The following is a 23030-nucleotide window of genomic DNA, read 5'->3' on the forward strand; positions in this document are numbered from 1 at the left end:
GACCCGTGTCCGGGTCCGTCCCGGTATGCCGGGACACGCGCGGAAGGCGCCGGACGCCGTCCGCGGCCGCGAGCGCACAGCGTGACAAGGATCGAGGGGGCCGCTGGGCGAAAGTCGCCGGTGTGACCTCCCACACGTCTGCCTAGCGTTCCCCCATCCTGATCACCACTCGGCCGTCCACCCGGGGCCGCAGGGATCGCACAGTTGCCGGACGTCCGTCCGGTGGGAGGAGTTCCACATGGCAATCGGCTGGAAGCTGCACGGCGACGGCAAGTCGCCCGCTCCGGGGGAGGTCGTCGCCCCCGACGAACGCCTGTCCTGGGGTCGCACCGTCGGTCTGGGTGCCCAGCACGTCGTCGCGATGTTCGGCGCCACCTTCGTCTTCCCCATCATCATGGGGCTCAACCCTCAGCTCGCCATCATGATGAGCGGCATCGCGACGATCATCTTCCTGCTGATCGTCAAGGGCCAGGTGCCCAGCTACCTCGGCACCTCTGCCGCCTTCGTCGGCGCCGTCGTCGCCATCCGAGCCCAGGGCGGCACGACGCAGGAGGTCACCGGCTCCATCCTCATCGCCGGCCTGATCCTCGCCCTGGCCGGTATCGGCATCCACTTCGCGGGCTCCCGCGCCCTGCACGCGGTGCTGCCGCCGGTCGTCACGGGTGCGGTGGTCATGCTCATCGGGTTCAACCTGGCGCCGGTGGTGGCCAACGTCTACTGGCCGCAGGACCAGTGGATCGCCCTCATCGTCATGACCGCCGTCATCGCGATGAGCGTGGGGCTGCGCGGTTTCCTCGGGCGCATCTCGATCTTCCTCGGCCTGGTCTTCGGGTACCTGCTGTCGTGGGTGTTCGACCGGGTCTTCGGGCAGATCACCTCCTACGACGCCGGTGCCGGTGAGGTCACCACCCACTGGCGGGTCAACTGGGACGGCGTCCGCGAGGCCGCCTGGTTCGGCTTCCCGCCGCAGACCTCGACCGGTCCGGACGGCGCCGAGATCGTCGGCTGGCACCTGCCGAGCTTCAACACGACCTTCATCCTGCTCGTCATCCCGGCGGTCATCGCCCTCATCGCCGAGAACGCGGGGCACGTCAAGGCCGTCGCGGAGATGACCGGCAAGGACCTCGACCCGCTGATGGGCCGCGCGATCGCAGCGGACGGCGTCGGCACCATGGTCGCCACCTCCGTCGGCGGCTCGCCGACCACCACGTACGCCGAGAACATCGGCGTGATGGCGGCGACCCGGGTGTACTCCACCGCCGCCTACTTCGCCGCCGCCGGCTTCGCGATCCTGTTCGGCTTCTCCCCGAAGTTCGGAGCCCTGGTCTCGGCCACACCCGGCGGCGTCCTCGGCGGGATCACCGTCGTCCTCTACGGCATGATCGGCCTGCTCGGTGCCAAGATCTGGCGCGAGAACAACGTCGACTTCGGCAACCCGCTCAACCTCGTCCCGGTGGCCGCCGGCGTCATCATCGCCATCGGCGACACCAGCCTGCAGGTCACCGACGACTTCGTGCTCTCCGGCATCGCCCTGGGCACCATCGTCACCATCCTCGGCTACCACCTGGCGTTCGCCCTGGCCCCGGAGCACCTCAAGCACCGTGGCCGCGGCACGACGATCATCTTCGACGCGCCGGGGGGATACACCGGTGGGGACCCGGAGGCCTACAGCCGGCAGGCGCCGGACGAGTCGCACCCGGACGTCGACCCGCACCGCCCCGGCGGCGGGAGCCACCGGGCGCACTGAGGGCGGGACCCGTGCGGCGGTCGCCGGTGCGCCCAGTGCACCGGCGACCGCTCACTTTCGCGCCGGGCAGGACTCGGCACTATTCGACGAGGCGACGCTCACAACCGCGGGAGAGGATCGGTTCATGAAGCCCGCGCCCTTCACCTACCACCGGCCGCGGAGCGTGCCCGAGGCGCTGCAGGTCCTCGCCGACGTCGGCGCCGACGGCAAGGTCCTGGCCGGCGGCCAGAGCCTCCTCCCGCTGATGTCGATGCGGCTCGCCTCCCCGGCCCACCTCGTCGACGTCAACGAGGTGCCCGACCTGGCCGACGTCACCGTCACCGACGACGCCGTCCGGGTCGGGGCCCTCGTGCGGCACGCCGCCCTGGAGCGGCACGACGCCGCGGCCGCCGCGATCCCGCTGCTGCGCCAGGGCCTGCGCCACGTCGCCCACGCCACCATCCGTAACCGGGGGACCACCGTCGGCTCGATCGCCCACGCCGACCCGTCCGGGGAGATGCCCGCCGTGCTCACGCTGCTCGACGGGACGGTCACCGCGGCCTCGGTCCGCGGAGAGCGCGAGATCGGCGTCCGGGACCTGTTCCTGGGTGCGCTGGAGACCTCGCTGGAGCCCGACGAGCTCGTCGTCGCCGCCACCTTCCCCCGGCCGGCGGCGGGCACCGGGACCGCCGTCCTGGAGGTCGCTCGCCGGCACGGCGACTACGCCGTCGTCGGGGTGGTCGCCGCCGTCCGGCTGGACGACGCCGGCGCCGTCGCCCAGGCCCGGGCCAGCTTCGTCACCGCCGGTGAGCTCGGCACCGTCGTCGACCTCACCGACGCCGTCCGCGGCGTGCACCCCGATGCCCCGCCGCCGGACTGGGCGGCCGCCGGCGACCTCGCCGACGGACTGGTCGACGTGGACGCCGACATCCACGCCACCGTCGAGTACCGCCGCCAGCTCGTCCGGGTGCTCACCGCCCGGGCCCTGCAGCAGGCCGCCCGTGAGGCGGCCGACGCCATCGGGAGGGATGCCGCATGACCGCACAGCCGGAGAGCGCGCCGGAGCAGACGATCGACGTCCGGGTCCGCGTCAACGGTGTGCTGCGCGAGGTGACCGTGCCATCGCGGCGGCTGCTGTCCGACGTCCTGCGCCACGACCTGCGGCTGACCGGCACCCACGTCGGCTGCGAGCACGGGGTGTGCGGCGCGTGCACCGTCCTGCTCGACGGGGAGCCGGTGCGCTCGTGCCTCACCCTGGCTGCCACCGCCGACGGCCACGAGGTGACGACCGTCGAGGGGCTAGCCGCCGCGGACGGCACACTGCACCCCGTGCAGCAGGCGTTCGTCGAGACCCACGGCCTGCAGTGCGGCTTCTGCACCCCCGGCTTCGTCACCACCGTGGCCGCCTACCTCGAGCAGAACCCGGACCCGACCGAGGAGGAGGCCACTGAGGCGATCTCCGGCAACCTGTGCCGCTGCACCGGGTACCAGGGGATCCGGGCCGCCGTGCTGCGGGCCGCCGAGCTGCGCAAGGAGGCCGCCCGGTGAGCACCCGACAGTTCGGCGAGCCCGTCGCCCGGCTCGAGGACCCGCGGCTGCTGCGCGGCGACGGCCGGTACCTCGACGACCTCGGGCACGACGCGCTCGCTGTCGCCTTCGTCCGCAGCCCGCACGCCCACGCACGGGTCCTCGACGTCGACGCCACCGAGGCACTCGCCGTGGACGGGGTCGTCGCCGTGTACACCTGGGAGGACCTCGCGGCCGATGACGAGGCCGGCGGCGAGAGCGCCCCGACGACGCTGTCCGAGCCGCTGCCGGTGCTCATCCCGCACCCGGCGCTGTACGCGCCGCGCACCGGGTACGCCCTGGCCAAGGACGAGGTCAACCATGTCGGCGAGGCCGTCGTCATGGTCGTCGCCCGGGACCGGTACGTCGCCGAGGACGCCGCCGGCCGGATCGTCGTCAGCTACGACCCGCTGCCCCCCGTCGTCGGCATCGAGGCGGCCCGGGACGCCGACCGCACGGTGCACCCCGACGTCCCCGACAACGTCGCCGCGCACCTCGTCCAGGAGGTCGGGGACGTCCAGGCCGCGCTCGCCGCCGCGCCGCACACCCTCGAGATCGACCTCGAGATCGAGCGCAGCGCGTCGATGCCGATGGAGGGCAAGGGCGTCTACGCCCGCTGGGACGGCGACGAGCAGTCACTTCGCGTCTACACCTCGACCCAGGCGTCGACGTCCGTGCGGGCCGCCGTCGCCGCGCGCCTCGGGATGCCGCTGGTCAAGGTCGAGTGCGTCGCCCCGGACGTCGGCGGCGGCTTCGGCGTCAAGATCGTCCACCCGTGGCCGGAGGAGATCCTCGTGCCGTGGGCGGCGCGCAAGCTCGGCCGGGCCGGGATCGCCCGCGAGGTCAAGTGGGTGGAGGACCGCCGGGAGCACTTCGTCTCCAGCGCCCACGAGCGTGGCCAGCTGCAGAAGGTCACCGTCGGCTTCGACGACGACGGCCGGCTGCTCGCGTTCGACTTCCGGTTCTGGCACGACAACGGCGCCTACACGCCGTACGGGATCATCGTCCCGATCATCACCTCGACCCAGGTGCTCGGGCCGTACAAGCCGGAGGCGTTCCGGGCCGAGTTCTGGTCCCTGTACACGAACACCGTCATCGTCACCCCTTACCGCGGCGCCGGCCGTCCCCAGGGCGTCTTCGCGATGGAGCGGACGATGGACGCGATCGCCGCCTACCTCGGCAAGGACCGGGCCGACGTCCGGGCGGTCAACTTCATCCAGCCCGAGGAGATGCCCTACGACCACCACCTGACGTTCCAGGACGGGCGGCCGCTGATCTACGACTCCGGGGACTACCCGCGCTCGCTGGACAAGCTCAAGGAGCTCGTCGGCTGGGACGACTTCGAGGCCTACCGGGAGCGGGCCCGCGCCGAGGGACGACGGGTCGGCATCGGCCTGGCCTGCTACGTCGAGGGCACCGGCGTCGGCCCGTACGAGGGAGGCCACGTCCTCGTCGAGACGTCCGGCAAGGTGAAGGTCGCCACCGGCCTGACCACCCAGGGGCAGGGCCACCAGACGGTGTTCGCGCAGATCGTCGCCGACCGCCTCGGCGTCCCGCTCGAGGACGTCGAGGTCGTCACCGGCGACACCCGACGGTTCCGGTACGCCGTCGGCACGTTCGCCTCCCGGGCCGCGGTGATGAGCGGGTCGGCCATCTCGGTGGCGGCTGACCAGGTCCGCCAGAAGGCGTTGCGGATCGCCGCGGACGCCCTCGAGGTGGACGAGGCCGACCTCGAGCTCGTGGACGGCGCCGCCCGGGTCAAGGGCGCCGGTGACAGCGGGCCCGCGCTGCCGCTCGGCACCATCGCCGTGCTGTCCAACCCGCTGCGGTACGCCTTCGACGAGGCGGCCAAGGCCGCCACCCAGTTCGCGGTCGGGGACACCTCGAAACCCCCCGTGCCCGAGGGCGAGGAACCCGGTCTGGAGGCCACCGGCTACTACTCCCCGCCGCACTCGACGTTCGCCTCGGGCATGCACGCGGTCGTCGTGGAGACCGACCCGGACACTGCCGAGGTCCGGATCCTGCGGTACTGCGTCGTCCACGACTGCGGCAACCTGATCAACCCGCGCATCGTGGAGGGCCAGATCAACGGCGGCGTCGCCCAGGGCGTCGGTGGTGCCCTGTACGAGCGGATGGAGTACGACGAGCACGGCCAGCTGCTCAACGCCTCGTTCATGGACTTCCTCATGCCGTACGCCACCGAGGTGCCCGCCCGGATCGAGGTGGACCACCTCGAGACGCCGTCCCCGCTCAACCCGCTCGGCGTCAAGGGCGCGGGGGAGGCCGGCGTGATCCCCGGCGCCGCGGCGTTCGCCGCGGCCATCGAGGACGCCGAGGGCATTCCCATCACCAGGATGCCGATCTCCCCGAGCGAGCTGTTCGCGCTGCGCGCGGCCGCTGCGACGACCCTCCCCACGAACCAAGGAGCCACCTCCCGATGAAGATCAGCGGCACGGCCACCCTCAGCGCCCCGCCGGCGAAGGTCTACGAGGCCCTCAACGACCCGAACGTGCTCGTTCGCACCATCCCGGGCGTGGAGTCCCTCGAGCAGACCGGCGAGGACCGCTACCGGATGTCCATCACCGCCGGGGTCGCCTCCATCAAGGGCACCTACGACGGCGAGGTCGCGCTGACCGACCGCAACCCGCCGAACGCGTTCACCCTCAAGGGCAAGGGTGCTGGCGCTCCGGGCACCGTGGACGCCTCAGTGCGGGTGACGCTCGCCGAGCAGGGCGAGGGCACGCTGCTCAGCTACGACGCCGACGCCGTCGTCGGCGGCATGGTCGGCGGCGTCGGCCAGCGGATGATCACCGGGGTGGCGAAGAAGATGGCCGGGCAGTTTTTCGGCAACGTCGACGCCCTGCTGACCGGCGCGGTGCCGGCGCCCGAGCCGGTGGGGGTGCAGGGCGCTCCCGCGCCGGAGGCCGCTGCACCGACGGCCGGTGTGCCGGCGGCTGCTGCGCCGGGTGCCGCTGCGCCGGGTGCCGCTGCGCCCACGGTCGGTGCACCGACGGCCGCCGGGCCCAGCGCACCTGCGGGTGCCGTCTTCCGCGCCCCGGCGCCTGCCGTGCCGTCGTCGACGGAGGCCATGCGCGTGCCGTTCTGGATCGTGCTGGCCGGGGTGGGTGCCGGCGCCTTCTGGGCGCTGGCCGGCGTCCTCGTCGGCTGGCGCATCGCCCGCCGACGCTAACCCCTTTCGTGATCATGCAATCCCGCCACCCTCTCGCGCCCTTTCGTGATCATGCAATCCCGCCACCCTCTCGCCCCCGTTGGTGATCATGCAATTCCGCCACCTCCAGTTCTCACGTCTGCTCGCAGGATGCTGGGTTGGTGGCGCGACACGCCGCCATGGCTGGACTGGGGGCAACATTCTGTAGGGCGCGCCCATGACCCGATGCGGACCTCTAGAACCTGGGGGTCCCAGGGTGCTATGTCATGTTCTGGGGTTGCTCCCTCCTGGGGGTCATGAGCGTTCGCCGCGCCTCGGCTGCTTGTCCACAGGCCGGCGGCTGAGGGGTACCTCGTCAGGGTTCGTGGTGGTTATGGTTCGGGACCGTGGACCGGTTCTGCGTGATTGGGGTCGTGCTGGCGCTTGCGGCCGGTGGGTGCTCGGCCGGTGCGACCGAGGAGCCGTCGCCGACGACGTCCCGGTCGGTGGTAACTGAGCAGCCGACCGCGACGGCGAGTGAGACGGTGCCTGCGCCGCCGGAGATGCCGGCGGAGGCGAAGCAGATGACCGCAGAAGGAGCAGCAGCTTTTGCTGTCTACTGGTTCGAAGCTGTTGAGTTTGCCTACGCCACCGGAGAGACAGATCAGTTGTCGGAGCTAGCGACGGAGAACTGCGAGTTCTGCAAGGCCACGATCGCGAAGATCGCTGACCAGTATGCGTCTGGTGGACGATTCGAGGGCGTAGACATATCGATCTCATCACCAGCTGCATCATCCCCGGATGAACGGGGTTCGGTCGTGTCGATGCTGTACAGCGAGAGCGCTTCGCAAGCCATTGGTCCAGACGGGGTGGTCGAGGACGAGACCAACGCGGTCGAAGGTAAGGCGATTGACTTCTACGCCGCTCTGACGCCGACTGGTTGGAGGGTCTTCGGCATTGCAGGTGTGGAGTGACCTACATGCGCGTGCAGATACTTGCCGTAGTCACGATCGCGCTCTCCGCGGTGCAGGCACCTGCTGTCGCCGAACATCTAGGCAACCCTGCCTCCGGCCGGGTAGAGGTTGATTTCGGGGACAGTGACGCGCTCGCTCGAGCGTGGGAGTCAGTGCGGCCCGATCAGTCAGGCCAGTCAGCGGATGCCGTGTCGAACAGCGGCCCCGCCTACCTCTACAAGCACGTACCGGCATGCAGCGGGAACGCGCCAGACGGGGAGAACGCGGATGTGGGATGTGCACAGGCAGACGCCCTCTGTGCAGGCGATACCGTGCGCTACTGGCTCTACCGGGCAGAACAGGGCGTAACTCCGCCGGTGTGGCGATTCATCGACTCTCGATGCCTGGGGCCCGAGCAGGCTGGGGGAGCAACCCCCGTCATCCCCGGTTTCACGCTGGCCGACTTTCAGCGTCTGCCGTTGCCGGCGGGGACCCCGAACGTGGAACCGGACAACGGCTACACGGTGGTGGGGATCCCGACGAACGTGTACGCCACCGCTGAGCCGGTCACCCTCGACACCGAGCTGCTGGGGTTCCCGGTGCGGGTGCGGGCCACGCCGTCCCGGTACGCGTGGGACTTCGGTGACGGCACCGGTCACGGTCCCACCAGCGAGCCGGGATCCCCGTACCCGGCGTTGACGATCACCCACACCTACGAGCGGGCCGACCGCTACTCGATCACGCTGACCACGTACTACACCGGGGAGTACTCGGTGGCCGGGGGGCCGTGGCTACCGATCGCTGGAGAGGCCCAGGTCACCTCCGCGCCGGTGGACGTCGAGGCCCTCGCCGGCCGCAACCTTCTGGTCGCCGACCCCCAGGACTGACCGCCGCGTTGAGGCCACGGCCGATTCGCGGGATCACGTGTACTGGCGGGCCAGGTGAACGGGGTGGCGGGATTGCATGATCACGAACAGGGTGATGGCTGGTCACGATGGCTGAGGGTGGCTGCGGGCCGCCGGGACGGCGGCTAGCGCCTCCTCGTCTGGCAGGCCGGCCACGTTGAGCAGGTCGACGATGGTGGACCGCACCTGCCCGAGGACGACGTCCCCGGACAAGGTGCTACGAGGCACCTCGGCCGACGCCGCGCCCACCCGCCGCAGCCGTGCCACGGCGATGCTTACGTCCCCTTCCGCGGCAATCTGTTCGGCCAGGGTCCCGGCGGCGTCCGCGAGCTCGTCGACGAGCACGAGCAGCTCTCGGGGCAGCGGTTCGGCCATCCGGGCCGCGGTGGCTAGCCGGCGGACGAGCACGCGCACATTTCGCACCGCTCGGTCCAGCGGCACGGCCTGGCGGGAGACGGACCGGATGCGGTCGCGGTGGCGTCGGCGGAACGGTGACACCCGGACGACGTCCAGCCCGGCGGAGGCGGCGTCGCGCAGCTCTACGAGTCGGACCTCCGTCTGACGCGCGCGTTCCAGGGTGCGTGCGGCGCCGTCCGGGTCGCCGCCGCGCACCGCGGTCGTCGCCGCGTGCAGCAGGTCCGCGACTTCGACCAAGGTTGACGCGACGAGCTCGCGGGGGCGCCGCAACGGCGACCCGGGGGCCACCGCGGCGACTGCCAGTGCCACCGCTCCGCCGACCACGGCGTCCAGCCACCGCCCGAGCCCCGCCTCCGGGACCGGCAGCAACGTCGTGACGATGACCGCCTGTACGCCCGCCTGGGTGACGAGCACGTTGCCGGCGTCGAGCAGCACCGCGATCGACATAGCGGTCGCAACGACCACCACGATCTGCCACACCCCCGTCCCGACGAGGGCGACGAACGCGTCGGCCACCCCGACGCCCACGGCGACACCGACGACGATCTCGATCGTCCGTCGGAAGCGTGCGCCGTAGGAGATGCCCAGAGCCACGACCGCGGCTACCGGGGCAAAGAAGGGGTCCGGGTGGCCGAGCAGGTGGAGCGCCACGAACCACGCCAGTCCTGCGCCGACTGCGCACTGAAGGATCTGCCAGCCGGCGCGCTGCCACCGGCGCAGCCGTGCGCGGGGGCCGACTCGGAGAGCGGGAGCGAGCCGGCGGCCAGCCCAGATCACCTCCGTCACGCTAGCGGCCGGGTCAACCTGGACCTGAGCCCGCGGCGGACGGCGGACGGCGATCGGCGTCCTGGAGGTGTCGGCTTGGGACCGGGTCGACGTCCGCGGTCAGGTCACCGTCAAGGGGGGCTCGGCGTCCGGAACTCTCCTCCTGGCGCCCTTCCTGTTCGTGATCATGCAATCCCGCCACCCACCGGCCACCGGCCCGCTCGCAGAATGCGGCTCTCCTGCTGCTTCCGTGGGTGGGTGGGCGTGCCTGGATGGGCGCACGCCGTTCTCTGCGTAGGTTTCTGAGCTGTCAAGGGCCAGGAACCAGTGAGCGGAGAACGGCGTGCAGAACAGCACCTTATGGCGGGCCCTGCTGGGGGTCGAGAAGACGGTCGTCGAGGACGTTGAGTTCGAGGAGGACGACCAGCGGTTGGTCGCCCATGTGCGGCCGCGTGCCCGGGCCCGTGCGCGGTGTGGGCGGTGCCAGCGCAGAGCTCCTTCCTACGACCGCGGGCAGGGACGACGGCGGTGGCGTGCCCTGGACCTGGGCACGGTCCAGGTGTTCTTGGAGGCCGACGCCCCGCGGGTGAACTGCGCGGTGCATGGTCCGACGGTGGCGGCGGTGCCGTGGGCGCGGCACGACGCCGGACACACCCTCGCCTTCGACGAGCAGGTCGCCTGGCTGGCCACCCAGTGCTCCAAGACCGCGATCACCGAGTTGATGCGGATCGCGTGGCGCACTGTCGGGTCGATCGTGAGCCGGGTCTGGGCCGACGTCGAGGCGGTGAACGACCGGTTCGCCGGGTTGCGGCGCATCGGGATCGACGAGATCTCCTACAAGCGCGGTTACAAGTACCTCACCGTGGTCGTCGACCACGACACCGGCCGCCTGGTGTGGGCCGCGCCGGGACGGGACCGGCGCACCGTCGCGGCGTTCTTCGATGCCCTCGGCGAGGACCGCTGCGCGTTGATCACTCACGTCAGCGCCGATGGCGCTGACTGGATCGAGGACGTGGTCACCCAGCGCTGCCCGAACGCGGTGCGCTGCGCGGACTCCTTCCACGTCGTGCGCTGGGCCACCGACGCCCTGGACGCCGTGCGCCGGCAGGCCTGGAACACCGCCCGCCGAGCACCGGGCGGGACCACCGGCAACGGCCGCTCCCACGGACGACCCCAACGCATCGCCACCGGCCACGCCAAGACCCTCAAACGCGCCCGCTGGGCACTGTGGAAGAACCCCGAGAACCTGACCCCACGACAGGCAGCCAAACTGGACTGGATCGCCAAGAACGACCCGAAGCTGTACCGCGCGTACCTGCTCAAGGAGGGCCTGCGGCTGGTCTTCCAGCTCCCCTACCAGGAAGCCGTCGAGGCGCTCGAGGCCTGGATCGCCTGGGCGCGACGCTGCCGCATCGACGCCTTCGTCGCGCTCCAGCGCCGCATCGTCAAACACAAGGCCGCGATCCTCGCCGCGATCGCCCACGGACTGTCCAACGGCCGCATCGAATCGGTCAACACCAAGATCCGGCTCATCACGAGAATCGCGTTCGGCTTCGCCTCACCACAGGCCCTCATCGCCCTCGCCATGCTCAACCTCGGCGGCCACCGCCCCACCCTCCCCGGCCGCAGATGACCCACGGATCAGTCAGGAGAGCCCAGAATGCTGGGTTGGTGGCGGGACACGCCGCGAGAGCTGCGTCGGGCGCAGCATTCTGTAGCCGCGCAGCATTCTGTAGCAGAGGGCCCATGACCCGATGCGGACCTCTAGAACCTGGGGGTCCCAGGGTGCTATGTCATGTTCTGGGGTTGCTCCCTCCTGGGGGTCATGAGCGTTCGCCGCGCCTCGGCTGCTTGTCCACAGGCCGGCGGCTGAGGGGTACCTCGTCAGGGTTCGTGGTGGTTATGGTTCGGGACCGTGGGCCGGTTCTGCGTGATTGGGTTCGTGCTGGTGCTTGCGGCCGGTGGGTGCTCGGCCGGTGCGACCGAGGAGCCGTCGCCGACGACGTCCCGGTCGGTGGTAACTGAGCAGCCGACCGCGACGGCGAGTGAGACGGTGCCTGCGCCGCCGGAGATGCCGGCGGAGGCGAAGGAGATGACCGAGGCGGGTGCGGATGCTTTTGCCCGTCATTGGTTCGACGTCGTCGAGTACGCCTACGCCACCGGAAACGCCGAGCCGCTAAGAGCTCTGGCCGATCCAGAGTGCGAGATCTGCAACGCCTCCATCGCAGAGATCGAGAGCAAGACTCGCGAAGGTCTGCATTTCGAAGGCGTGGCTATCGAGGTGCTGACAAGCGCGCCCGCGCCAAAGGACAGCCGAGGGGTTATCGTCACAATGTCCGTTCAAGAGGTATCCTCGCAGGTAGTAACGGCCGACGGTGAGGTCGTGGAGGACGTGCCGGGCATCGAGGCCGCACCCATAAACGTGTACGTTGCCGAGAGTGACGGTGGCTGGCGGATCTTCGGTATAGGGAAGATCTGATGCTGAGCCAGTTGCTGGCCGCTGTACTAGTTGTGGCTACGGTCGCCACGACGGCACAGGAAGCAGGGCAACTCCCTGGAGGGAGCGGTCAGGTCCTGGCCGACGCAGACGCTGACGCACTGCTTCTCGATGCATGGCGCTCGGTAGAGTCTGAAGTCGGTTCGGCCTCTCCGGCCCGGGGGAGTACGGCAAGGAGGCCGTCCTTCGAGTTCACTCATGTGCCGGCATGTCCGGGTAACACTCCCAATGTCGAGGGCGCCGATGTGGGTTGCGCACAGGCAGAAGCCTCGTGCCCGGATGAGCGAGTGATGTACTGGCTATTCCGTCGGCCAGTGGGTGGGATGACGGACTGGGAGTTCGCGGGGGCTCGCTGCCTTTCGCCGGGGGAGGCGACCAGGGCGGGCGCCGCCATTCCCGGTTTCACGCTGGCTGATTTCCAGCGTCTGTCGTTGCCGGCGGGTACGCCGAACGTGGAGCCGGACAACGGCTACACGATGGTGGGGATCCCGACGAACGTGTACGCCACCGCTGAGCCGGTCACCCTTGACACCGAGCTGCTCGGCTTCCCGGTGCAGGTGCGGGCCACGCCGTCCCGCTACGCGTGGGACTTCGGTGACGGCACCGGTCACGGCCCCACCAGCGAGCCGGGATCCCCGTACCCGGCGTTGACCATCACCCACGCCTACGAGCGGGCCGACCGCTACCCGATCACGTTGACGACGTACTACACCGGGGAGTACTCGGTGGCCGGGGGGCCGTGGCTGCCGATCGCCGGAGAGGCCCAGGTCACCTCTGCGCCGGTGGACGTCGAGGCCCTCGCCGGCCGCAACCTTCTGGTCGCCGATCCCCAGGACTGACCGCCGTCCCCAAAGGTCACGGCAGATCGCCAGCATCACTTTGGGGTGCACGGTCATGTCTGGATGCATGTGTAACAGGCCAGCGGGGTGGCGGGATTGCATGATCACGAACGGGGTTCGTGACCCACGCCGGTGGGTTGAGCAGGGTGGCAGGACTGCATGAACGCGGCATGGCCCTCGCGGCCCACCTTGGAAGCACCCCCGCGGCCCACCCGGGAACATGAGAAGCGCCCTGCGGCCCTCGGACGCCGCGCCGCCCAAGGGGGCCTCCAGCACAGAATGCTGCCTCTCGCACAGCTTGGCCGGCGTGTCGTGCCACCAACCCAGCATCCTCTGAGTCGGACGGTGGCCGGTGGGTGGCGGGATTGCATGATCACGAACAGGGTGGTCGGCTCACACCGGCGGGGCGGGTGAGCGGGGGTGGCGGGATTGCATGATCACGAACAGGGGGTTCAGCCAAGGGTTACGGGGACGCCTTGGCAACGCTTGACGACGTCCGCGCCCGTGTGGGCGAGTGCAATACCTGACGTGACCAGCGTGAGCAGGCAGATCAGGATCGGCATCGACACCGGCGGCACCTTCACCGACGTCGTCGCGGTCGACGAGGCGACCGGCGAGGTCGCCACGACCAAGACGCCGTCGACCCCCGCCGACCCAGCGGAGGGCTTCCTCGCCGGGGTGGACAAGGTGCTGGGTCAGCTCGGTCTGGGCGGCGACTCGATCAGCGCCGTCAGCCACGGCACCACCGTCGCCACGAACAAGCTGCTCGAGGGCAAGGTGGAGAACCTCGGGTTCATCACCACCGCCGGGTACCGGCACATCCTGGAGATCGCCCGGCAGTCGGTGCCGGACGGCTACGGCAACTCCTACTTCTGGGTGAAGCCGCCGCGGATCGTGCCTGCCGACAAGGTCCGCACCGTCACCGAGCGGATCGCCGTCGACGGCCGGGAGCTGACGCCTTTCAACGACGACGAGGCGGTCGCCGCGGCCAGGTTCTTCCGCGACCACGGGATCTCCACCATTGCGGTCTGCTTCCTGCACTCCTACGTCAACCCCGGCCACGAGCAGCGGATGCGTGAGGTGCTGCTTCGCGAGCACCCCGAGGCCACCGTCTCGATCTCCAGCGAGGTGCTTCGCGAGTACCGGGAGTACGAGCGCTCCATGACGACGCTCGTCGACGCCGCGGTCAAGCCGAGCATCCGCCGGTACATCGCGAACATCTCCCGCCGGCTGGACGAGTTCGTCGCCCTGGAGGACGGCACCTCGCGCCGGGTGCCGTTCTACGTCATGAAGTCCAACGGCGGCGTGCTCAGCGCCGAGGAGGTGGTCCACCAGCCGATCACCACGGTCCTGTCCGGTCCGGCCGCCGGCGCCCTCGGCGCGGCCATGGTCGCCGGCGCCGCCGGGTTCCCCAGTGTGCTGACTTGCGACGGCGGCGGCACGTCCACCGACGTCACCGTCGTCGTCGAGGGTCACCCCGCGCTCACCACCGAGGGCTCGGTCGGCGTGTACCCGAGCAAGATCCCGATGATCGACGTGGTCACCGTCGGCGCCGGCGGAGGCTCCATCGCCTGGGTCAGCCCCGAGGGCACGCTCAAGGTCGGGCCGCAGTCGGCCGGCGCCGACCCCGGTCCGATCTGCTACGGACAGGGCGGTGTGGAGGTCACCGTCACCGACGCCCACGTGACGATGGGACGCATCCCGCCGCACCTGCTGGGGGGCGAGATCCCACTGGACGTCGACGCGGCCCGGGCCGGCCTGGAGCAGCTCGCCGAGCGCCTGGGTCTGAGCCTGGAGCGGACGGCGACCGGCGTCCTGGAGGTGTCCGCCTGGAACCAGGCCAACGCCCTGCGGCAGATCACCGTCAAGCGGGGCCTCGACGTCCGGGACTTCATGATGGTGACGTTCGGCGGCTCGGGGTCCCTGCTGGCCTGCCGGCTCGTCGACGTCCTGGGTCTCAAGGGGGTTCTCGTCCCGCTCAACCCGGGCAACCTGTCGGCGTTCGGGCTGCTCACCGTCGACGTCCGCAACGACTACGTCCGCACCGCGGTGGCCCGCCACGACCGGCTCGACCTCGCCGAGGTGAGCCGGGTGCTCGACGAGCTGGCCGCAGAGGCGGACGGCGCACTCGAGCGGGAGGGCTTCGAGCCGTCCCGTCGCCGGTACGTGCGCACCGCGGACCTGCGCTACTTCGGCCAGGCCTTCGAGGTCCGCGTCGAGATCGGCGACGGGCCCGTCACCCGGGAGCTGGTCGACGCGGTCGCCGAGCGGTTCCACGCCGAGCACCGGCGGCTCTACGGGTACGACTTCACCGACGACGACCGCCAGCAGGTCGAGTGGGTGAACCTGCGGGTCACCGGGGTCGGCCCGATCCGGCGTCCCGAGCTCGTCGAGGTCGCCGCCGGCACCGGCGCCGCCAGTGCCCGCACCGGCAGCCGGCAGGTGCACTTCGGCGAGGAGTGGACGCAGGCTGCCATCTACGACCGCGAACGGCTGGGAGCGGGCGACGTCGTCACCGGGCCGGCGGTGATCGAGGAGTTCGGCTCCACGGTCCCGCTGCACCCCGGGTTCCGCGCCGAGGTCGACCGCTTCGGCAACCTGCTGATCACCCGCGCCACCGAGGAGACGACCCGATGAGCGACAAGCCGTACCGCCTCACCGACCCGGGGACCGAGGCCGACCCGGTGCTCGTCGAGATCGTCGAGGGCTACCTCGCCAGCGTCGAGATGGAGGTGGAGACGGCGATCGCCAGGACGTCGCGCTCGCCGATGATCCGCGACGCCCACGACTTCCGCGCCGGCATCCACGACCGCCACCTGCGCAAGCTCACCGGCCGCTCCTACTCGGCGCTCGTCCACCCGGTCGCCCGTGACTTCCCGCTGGCGTCGATGCGTCCCGGAGACGTGTTCTTCCACAACGACGTCTACCTGTCCGAGGGCGGGATCGGGCACCTGCCCGACCTCTGCGTGACCGTCCCGGTGTTCCACGACGCCGGCGACGGGCCGGAGGTGGTGGCCTTCGTCCAGGCGTTCGGGCACCACGACGACATCGGGGGCGCCGTCCCCGGGTCGATGCCCTCGCACGCACGGAGCGTGTTCGAGGAGGGCCTCATGGTCCCGCCGATCCGGCTGTGGGACCAGGGCGTCCCCAACGAGGCCGCGCTGAGGATCATGACGCGCAACTCGCGGATGCCCGAGTCGCTCGCCGCGGACCTGGACGCCGAGTGCTCCGCCTGCCTCATGGGCGCCCGGCGTCTCGGCGAGCTGTTCGACCGGTACGGCCGCGAGCAGGTCGAGGCTGCCTTCGACGCGTTGCTGGACAAGACGACGCAGACGTACCGGCGGGAGATCCTCGCCAAGATCCCCGACGGCACGTACGTCTGGGAGGACTACGCCGAGCACGACGGGGTGGAGGAGCCCAAGCTGCACCGGCAGCGGATCACCCTGACGAAGGTCCCCGAGACCGACCCCGCAGGGCCCAAGCTCGTCATCGACTTCACCGGCACCGGCCCGCAGGCCAAGGGGCCGATCAACCACTGCGGCGACTACGCGGACGGCAACTTCCTCGCCAAGTGGTTGGCGCCGATCCTGCGCAACCTGGCCGACACCCCGGAGCGGATGGCCGAGCTCGACGTCAACGAGGGCGTCGTCCCGCTGCTGGAGATGCGCTTCCCGGAGAAGGGGACGCTGCTCACCCCGGTGTTCCCGGCCCCGACGAACGCCCGGACGTTCGTCATCCTGCGGCTGCTCGGCGTCCTGGCCGGCGCGGTGGCCAAGGCGGTCGACGGCAACATGCCCGCCGACCAGGAGACCATCCGGTACACCGGTGTCTACGGCGAGGACCTCGACGGCCAGCCCTACCTCATGCGGGAGGTGCTCGGCGGCGGCTCCGGGGGCCGGTACTACGCGGACGGCGAGGACACCATCCACGTCGTCCCGGACTCCCGCAACCTTCCGAGCGAGTTCAGCGAGTCACGTTTCCCGTTCGTCGTCGAGAGCCTCGGCCTGGCCGTGGACTCCGGCGGCCCGGGCCGCTACCGCGGTGGCCTCGGCTACGACAAGCGGATCCGGATGCTCAAGGACGCGAGCTTCATGTCCATCGCCGACCGGTCGATCCTGGCCTGCTGGGGGGTCAAGGGTGGCAAGGCCGGCCGGCCCTTCGACGTCACGATCGACCCGGGCGGGCCGAACGAGCGCACCGTCGACGCTCTCGCTGACGACGAGCCGGTGCGCGCCGGCGAGGTGATCCGGATCCGGACCACCGGCGGTGGTGGTTGGGGCGACCCGCTGGAGCGACCGCACGAGGAGGTGGTCCGCGACGTCCGGTGGGGCAAGGTGTCGCTGGACGGCGCACGCCGTGACTACGGCGTCGTGCTGACCGGGACGCCGGAGGAGCCGGTCCTCGACGCGGCCGCCACCGAGGCGCTGCGCCAGCAGCTCCGCGGCGCGCGGCCCGCGGAGCGGCCGTTCTTCGACCGCGGCCCGGGGTACGCCCGGCTCGCCGGGGGTGCGACGGCCGCGGAGCTCGACTGGGTCTGAGAGCACCCGTAGGGTCGGTTCCGTGGCGAGGAAAAAGCCTGGTCGAGGCCACCGACGACAGCCGCAACGGCGCCACCCGTCCCCACGCGCCGTGCGGCGGACCGGCGGCGTGCACGACCAGGAGCTGTTCCAGCGTCTGCGGGCCGCTCTGCGCTCGGACGGGCCGATGGAGATGCTGGCCATCGCCAGCAGCCTGGTGGAGGTCACGGACCCTCGGAGCAAGGACCCGTTCGCGCCGGGAGAGCAGCAGACCAGCCTGGTAGAGCTGGTGGAGTCGTTGGTCGGGACGCCGTACGCCGAGACCACGGCCGCGCTGACCGCCGTCCGGAACCTGGTGCCCGACGACGTGATGGCCGCGCGGATCGGCCGCGAGCTGGCGGTGCGGCACCATCCGATGCCCGACTGGCTGGCCGCGCTCGGACACGCCCGCCTGGAGCCAGACGTCTGGCTCGTGACCCACACGCTCGGCGACGGGGACGACTACCTCCTGGGGGTCACGCTTCCCTCCGGGCACGCACTGTCGGCTCTGGTGTACGTCGACCACAACCTCGGCACGGTGGTCAAGGACGCCTTCATCGTCCCTGAGCTGCTGGAGGACCTGGTGCTCGCGGTGGGCAGGCTGGCCGACGACCCGGACCAGTCGCTCACGCGAACCGACCCGGCCACGGCCCGTGCCGTGATCGAGGCCGCCATCGACGCCGGGTCCCGCGTCTACCCGCCGCTCACCTCGGACACCTGGCCGATGTGCCGTCCGCTCGTCGAGTGGATGGTGCGGATGCTGCCGGCCGGTGGCGTCGCCCCCCGGCGCAAGGAGTGGTCGCAGCAGGAGATCGCGACGATCGCCGAGGACTTCTTCGCCTCGCCGTTCGGGGCACCTGTGGACCGGGACGACGAACGCGACCTGCTGGGCAGCGTGCTGTGGTTCGGCACCAGCTACGCGACCGGTGACCCGTGGCGGTGGAGCCCCGTCACGGTCGAGCTGATCCTGACCCACTGGTTCCCGCACAAGGTGATCGACGAGCCGTCCTATCTCGCGAAGCTGCCGTCCCTGCTGCGTGCCTGGATCCGTTACTGCCACGACCGCAACGGCATCCGCGCGGACCTGACCGCCGAGACGCTGGCCGCCGTCGACCGGTACGAGCCTCAGTACCAGGCGCTGATCCGCGGCGACCACCAGAAGGTGATGGCCGGGTTGGGGGAGGCGCTCCTGGCGGCGGACCGGCTCGAGCAGCTCAGTGACGAGGAGATCCACATCGAGTACATCGCGGACGAGGTCGGCGGCGTCGACGCGCTGATGGCACTCGACGTCGACCCGCTGCCCGACGAGCAGTTCGACTGGACCGGCATCCCCGACGAGGTCCACCCGGTGGTTCAGGACATCCTGGACGCGTGCGACGCCTGCGCCGATGCACGGCTGGACGTCGAGCACCGCACCGCGATGCGCCGCTTCCTGGCCCGCGCCGCGCGGGGCGACCCGAAGCTGTTCCGGCGCAAGGCGTCGCCGGCCCGTGGAGCGGCAGCCGTCGCCTGGGTGGTCGCTACTGCGAACCGCACCGTCGGCTCCCACCGCTCAGCGGTCACCGGCGCCGACCTGCTCGCCCACTTCGGCATCTCCGGGTCGGTCTCCGACCGGGCGCGGTCGCTCCTCCGCGCCGCGGGGATCGACCTGTCCCTGACCTACGGGTCCCTGCGGCTCGGCGACCCCTCCCTGCTGGTCTCTCGCCGGCGCCGTGAGCTCGTGGACGACCGTGACCGGACCCTCAGCAGGTGACGAGCATGGACGACGCGGACGCTATGACGCGGTGGCGGTCGCTCGTCGCCCGCCGGGACGGCCAGGACCTGGTGGTCGCGCTGAGCCACGAGCCGTGGCCGGAGAACGCGCTGCAGCTGATCGGGGACGGTCTGCTGGCTGCGGTCCGGGACGGCGTCGAGGGCGCCGCCCAGGTCGCTGCTCGCTGCGTCGCCGCGCTGCGGGAGAGGCACTGGGACGGCGACGAGGAGCTTGCCGACGCGCTGGAGGCTGCACTCGGGTCTGGGCCTGCCCCGATGCTGCGACCGCTGCCGGTCGACCTCGAGGAGCTCGCCATGATCCTCGAGGGTGACCCGCTCCACGGGGGTGGCGGGGTCGACCTGTCCACGGGGGAGGTGTGGGCCCGGCCGGCCCTCGAGTACGCCGCGGAGGTCGGGGAGATCGACGAGGACGAGGACGAGGACGACGAGGACGACGAGGACGAGCGGTGGTTGTGGGTGGAGTGCCAAGGGTCTCGGGGCGGGTACCGCGACATGGTCGAGTTCATCGACAGGCTCGATGACCCGGTGCTCGCCGATCGGCTGACTCACGCGATCGGTGGTCGCGGCGCGTTCCGCCGGTTCAAGGGCGTGCTCTCGGAGCGGCCGGAGCTCCTGACGCGGTGGTACGACTTCTCGAACGAGCGCCAGCGTGGACGGGCCCGTCGCTGGTTGGCTGCCGAGGGCTACACCCCGACACGGGTCACGTAGCCATCTGCGCTGGTGGCACAGGCGGGGAAGAACAGGGCAGTCGCGGGACTACGCGGGAGTCGCAGGACGACGACGAGGACACCTGGCACTCCGGGTCCGAGCTGCCGGTGCGCTCGCGGTATGAAGGAGCATGCGAATCTTCTTCACCGGCGGCAGCGGCAAGGCCGGCAAGTACGTCGCGCCGTACCTGGCCGAGCAGGGCCACCAGGTCACCAACGCCGACCTCGTCCCGCTGCGGCACCCTGGGGTCGCCGACCTTCGCGTCGACCTGACCGACGCGGGCCAGACCTACTCGGCGCTCGCCGGGCTGGCGACGTCCGAGGAGCTGGACCTGCCGACGAAGCCGACCTACGACGCCGTCGTGCACTTCGCGGCCGTACCGGCGATCCTGCTCGCCTCGGACGCGGTGACGTACGCGACGAACGTCCTCAGCACCTACAACGTGCTCGAGGCCGCGACACGTCTGGGCGTGCGCAAGATCGTGTTCGCCTCCTCGGAGACGACCTACGGGATCTGCTTCGCCCAGGGGGAGCGGCGACCGCTCTACGTCCCTGTCGACGAGGACCACCCGACGGTGCCGGAGGACTCCTACGCGATGTCGAAGGTGGCCAACGAGGTCACCGCGCGGTCGTTCCAGGCCCGTACCGGAGCGGACATCTACGGGCTGCGGATCAACAACGTCATCGAGCCGCACGAGTACGCCGAGACGTTCCCCGCCTACCTCGCCGACCCGTCCCTGCGGCGCCGCAACCTGTTCGCCTACATCGACGTCCGGGACCTCGGTCAGATGGTGCAACGCTGCCTGCAGGTCGACGGACTGGGCTACCAGGTCTTCAACGTCGCCAACGCCGACATGTCCGTGGCTGCCACGACCCAGGAGGTCCGGCAGCGCTTCTACGACGGCGTGCCGGTGCGGCGAGACCTCGGCCCGCACGAGACCTTCTACGCCATCGACAAGGCGCGCGACCTGCTCGGCTTCACCCCGCAGCACTCCTGGCGCGAGGTGCTGGCGGACCCGGGGGCCGGCGCGCAGTGACCTCAGTGTCACTCGACGGGCCGACAGGAGGGCCGACAGGGAGGGACGACGTGGCGACGGTGGCGGTGACCGGTGCGTCCGGCAAGACCGGGCGTGCCCTGACCGCCGCGCTGCGCGCCCGCGGGGTCGCCGTCAGGGGACTGCACCGCCCGGGCACCGACCTCGACACCGGTCGGGGACTCGACGCCCTGGCCGGCTGCGACGCGGTCGCCGTCATCGTGCCGAACGTGCACCCGGACGAGCCGGGCGTGGTGGCACGGGTGCTGGCCGCGGCGCGCCGGCACGGCGTCCGGCGGGTGGTCTACCACTCGGTCGCCCAGCCGTACGCGCCGGCGATGCCGCACCACGTCGACAAGGCCGTCGCCGAGGACCTGGTTCGCCGCAGCGGGACCGACTGGACGGTGCTGCAGCCGTGCGCCTACACCCAGAACCTGCTGCCGGGCCTCGCCGCCGCCGAGCCCGAGCTCGCGGTGCCGTACTCGACGCTGACCCCGTTCGCGTTCGTCGACCTCGCCGACGTCGCCGAGGCGACCGCGACGGTGCTGCGTGAGGACGGCCACGTCGGTGCCACCTACGAGCTCGGCGGGCCGGGTGCGGTGAGTGTCGCGGACGTCGCCGCGGCCGCCTCCGAGGTCCTGGGACGCCCGGTGCGTGCACGGCGCACCGACCCGCGGGAGTGGGCGGCCGGGCCAGGCGCCGCACTGCCTGCCGAGGCCCGGCGCCGGCTGCTCGCCATGTTCGCCTCCTACGACGAGCACGGCCTGCTCGCCGGGTCGCTGGTCCTACGAGCCCTCCTGGGACGCCCGTCCGCCGACGTCCGCGCCGTCCTCACCCGCCACCTCGTCCGGTGACCCGCCGACGTCCCCCTCCCCGTGATCATGCAGTCCCGCCACCCCGCACGACCCCCCCGTGGTCATGCAGTTCCGCCACCCCGCACGACCCCCCCGTGGTCATGCAGTTCCGCCACCCCGCACGACCCCCCCGTGGTCATGCAGTTCCGCCACCCCGCACGACCCCCCCGTGGTCATGCAGTTCCGCCACCCCGCACGACCCCCCCGTGATCATGCAGTTCCGCCACCCAACCTGCCAACGAGAACCGCCGCCGACCGGCAGGTGCTGCCGTCACGGCCGGTGATCGGGATGGCCTAGCGTCGCGGGTATGCGAGTCCTGGTCGCCCTCGGGGGCAACGCGATGACGGCCGCGGACGGCTCCGCCACACCTGCCGCGCAGATCGCCGCGGTGACCACTGCCGCCCGGCACATCGCAACCCTCGTCACGGCCGGGCACGACGTCGTCCTCACTCACGGCAACGGCCCGCAGGTAGGCAACCTGCTCGTGAAGAACGAGATCGCCGCCAGCGTCGTCCCGCCCGTGCCGCTCGACTGGTGCGGCGCCCAGACCCAGGGCACGATCGGCTTCATCCTGCTCAACGCCCTCGACCGCGCCCTCACCGCGGCCGGCTCCGACCGGCGACCCGCGGCGATCGTCACGCGCACGCTCGTCGACCGCGACGACCCCGGCTTCACCCGGCCGACCAAGCCCGTCGGACGCTACCTGCCCGCCGACGAGGCGCAGACCCTCATCGCCCACGGCCAGACCTGGGAGGACCGCGGTGAGCGGGGATGGCGGCGGGTCGTCGCCAGCCCCGAGCCGCTCGAGGTCCTCGACGCCCCCGTGGTGCGGGCCCTGCTCGACGCCGGCATGATCGTCGTGGCCAACGGCGGAGGCGGGATTCCCGTCGTCCGCGAGCCGGACGGGTCGCTGCGCGGCGTCGAGGCCGTCATCGACAAGGACCTCGGCGCGGTCGTGCTGGCCGAGGCGGTCGGCGCCGAGACCCTCGTCATCGCCACGGACGTCGAGAACGCCGTCGTGGGCTGGGGCACCGCGCAGGCCCGGCCGCTGGGTGAGGTCGGCGTCGGCGAGCTGCGCGAGCTGGCCGGCCAGGGGCACTTCGCCTCCGGCTCCATGGGGCCGAAGGTGGAGGCCGCCTGCCGGTTCGTCGAGGCGTCCGGCCACCGTTCGGTCATCACGTCCCTGGAACGGATCGCCGACGCCCTCGACGGCAACGCCGGCACCGTCGTCCGGCCGGACTGAGCCGGACCCTGACCTGACCACCACCCGACCACCGCACCCGACCACC

Annotated in this window: 18 protein-coding genes; 17 read left to right on the forward strand and 1 reads right to left on the reverse strand. The window is 71.2% G+C overall.

What is annotated here, in order from left to right; all coding sequences use genetic code 11:
• The first annotated feature begins 238 nt into the window (after positions 1–238).
• The 7 genes from HJG43_06320 (at position 239) to HJG43_06350 (ending at position 8280) form a co-directional block, all read left to right on the forward strand.
• Positions 239–1747, forward strand: coding sequence for a nitrate reductase (locus HJG43_06320; GenBank protein ID UER54218.1), 1509 nt, complete (start codon positions 239–241; stop codon positions 1745–1747).
• A gap of 124 nt (positions 1748–1871) precedes the next feature.
• The gene (locus tag HJG43_06325; protein UER54219.1) at positions 1872–2765 is read left to right on the forward strand and encodes a xanthine dehydrogenase family protein subunit M; all 894 of its coding nucleotides are present in this window, start codon (positions 1872–1874) and stop codon (positions 2763–2765) included.
• Positions 2762–3274: a (2Fe-2S)-binding protein gene (locus tag HJG43_06330; protein ID UER54220.1), complete on the forward strand. Its 513-nt coding sequence runs from the start codon at positions 2762–2764 to the stop codon at positions 3272–3274. The genes HJG43_06325 and HJG43_06330 overlap by 4 nt, the downstream gene beginning before the upstream one ends.
• Positions 3271–5733, forward strand: coding sequence for a xanthine dehydrogenase family protein (locus HJG43_06335; protein UER54221.1), 2463 nt, complete (start codon positions 3271–3273; stop codon positions 5731–5733). The genes HJG43_06330 and HJG43_06335 overlap by 4 nt, the downstream gene beginning before the upstream one ends.
• Positions 5730–6482: a carbon monoxide dehydrogenase subunit G gene (locus HJG43_06340; protein UER54222.1), complete on the forward strand. Its 753-nt coding sequence runs from the start codon at positions 5730–5732 to the stop codon at positions 6480–6482. The genes HJG43_06335 and HJG43_06340 overlap by 4 nt, the downstream gene beginning before the upstream one ends.
• Before the next feature lie 365 nt (positions 6483–6847).
• Positions 6848–7414 (forward strand): hypothetical protein, encoded by a 567-nt coding sequence (locus HJG43_06345; protein ID UER54223.1) that lies wholly within the window; start codon positions 6848–6850, stop codon positions 7412–7414.
• A 479-nt stretch (positions 7415–7893) separates the two neighbouring features.
• A complete protein-coding gene (locus tag HJG43_06350; protein UER54224.1) occupies positions 7894–8280 on the forward strand; it encodes a PKD domain-containing protein in 387 nt (128 codons plus the stop codon).
• Between the two features lie 102 nt (positions 8281–8382).
• On the opposite strand, the gene HJG43_06355 is transcribed toward HJG43_06350, so the two are convergent.
• Entirely contained in the window at positions 8383–9492 is a 1110-nt protein-coding gene (locus tag HJG43_06355; protein UER54225.1) for an aromatic acid exporter family protein, read from the reverse strand.
• A gap of 331 nt (positions 9493–9823) precedes the next feature.
• Here HJG43_06355 and HJG43_06360 point away from each other — a divergent pair, with 331 nt between their 5' ends.
• From HJG43_06360 to HJG43_06405, 10 genes are all read left to right on the forward strand, one after another.
• Positions 9824–11113: an ISL3 family transposase gene (locus HJG43_06360; protein ID UER54226.1), complete on the forward strand. Its 1290-nt coding sequence runs from the start codon at positions 9824–9826 to the stop codon at positions 11111–11113.
• Positions 11114–11395: 282 nt separating this feature from the next.
• Positions 11396–11959 carry a hypothetical protein gene (locus HJG43_06365; GenBank protein ID UER54227.1) on the forward strand — a complete coding sequence of 188 codons (564 nt, stop codon included), beginning with the start codon at positions 11396–11398 and terminating at the stop codon, positions 11957–11959.
• A gap of 449 nt (positions 11960–12408) precedes the next feature.
• Positions 12409–12816 carry a PKD domain-containing protein gene (locus HJG43_06370; GenBank protein ID UER54228.1) on the forward strand — a complete coding sequence of 136 codons (408 nt, stop codon included), beginning with the start codon at positions 12409–12411 and terminating at the stop codon, positions 12814–12816.
• A gap of 537 nt (positions 12817–13353) precedes the next feature.
• Positions 13354–15453: a hydantoinase/oxoprolinase family protein gene (locus HJG43_06375; GenBank protein UER54229.1), complete on the forward strand. Its 2100-nt coding sequence runs from the start codon at positions 13354–13356 to the stop codon at positions 15451–15453.
• Positions 15450–17354 carry a hydantoinase B/oxoprolinase family protein gene (locus tag HJG43_06380; GenBank protein UER54230.1) on the forward strand — a complete coding sequence of 635 codons (1905 nt, stop codon included), beginning with the start codon at positions 15450–15452 and terminating at the stop codon, positions 17352–17354. Before HJG43_06375 ends, HJG43_06380 begins: the two co-directional genes overlap by 4 nt.
• A 109-nt stretch (positions 17355–17463) precedes the next feature.
• Positions 17464–19125 carry a hypothetical protein gene (locus tag HJG43_06385; GenBank protein UER54231.1) on the forward strand — a complete coding sequence of 554 codons (1662 nt, stop codon included), beginning with the start codon at positions 17464–17466 and terminating at the stop codon, positions 19123–19125.
• Positions 19122–19853 (forward strand): hypothetical protein, encoded by a 732-nt coding sequence (locus HJG43_06390; protein UER54232.1) that lies wholly within the window; start codon positions 19122–19124, stop codon positions 19851–19853. Before HJG43_06385 ends, HJG43_06390 begins: the two co-directional genes overlap by 4 nt.
• Positions 19854–19983: 130 nt before the next feature.
• On the forward strand, positions 19984–20889 hold the full coding sequence (locus tag HJG43_06395; GenBank protein UER54233.1) for an NAD(P)-dependent oxidoreductase: 906 nt from the start codon (positions 19984–19986) through the stop codon (positions 20887–20889).
• Between the two features lie 50 nt (positions 20890–20939).
• Positions 20940–21740 (forward strand): NAD(P)H-binding protein, encoded by an 801-nt coding sequence (locus HJG43_06400; protein UER54234.1) that lies wholly within the window; start codon positions 20940–20942, stop codon positions 21738–21740.
• 308 nt (positions 21741–22048) lie between these two features.
• A complete protein-coding gene (locus HJG43_06405; GenBank protein UER54235.1) occupies positions 22049–22984 on the forward strand; it encodes a carbamate kinase in 936 nt (311 codons plus the stop codon).
• Positions 22985–23030 lie beyond the last annotated feature (46 nt).

The organism is Kineosporiaceae bacterium SCSIO 59966 (assembly GCA_020881835.1).
Lineage (GTDB): Bacteria > Actinomycetota > Actinomycetes > Actinomycetales > SCSIO-59966 > SCSIO-59966.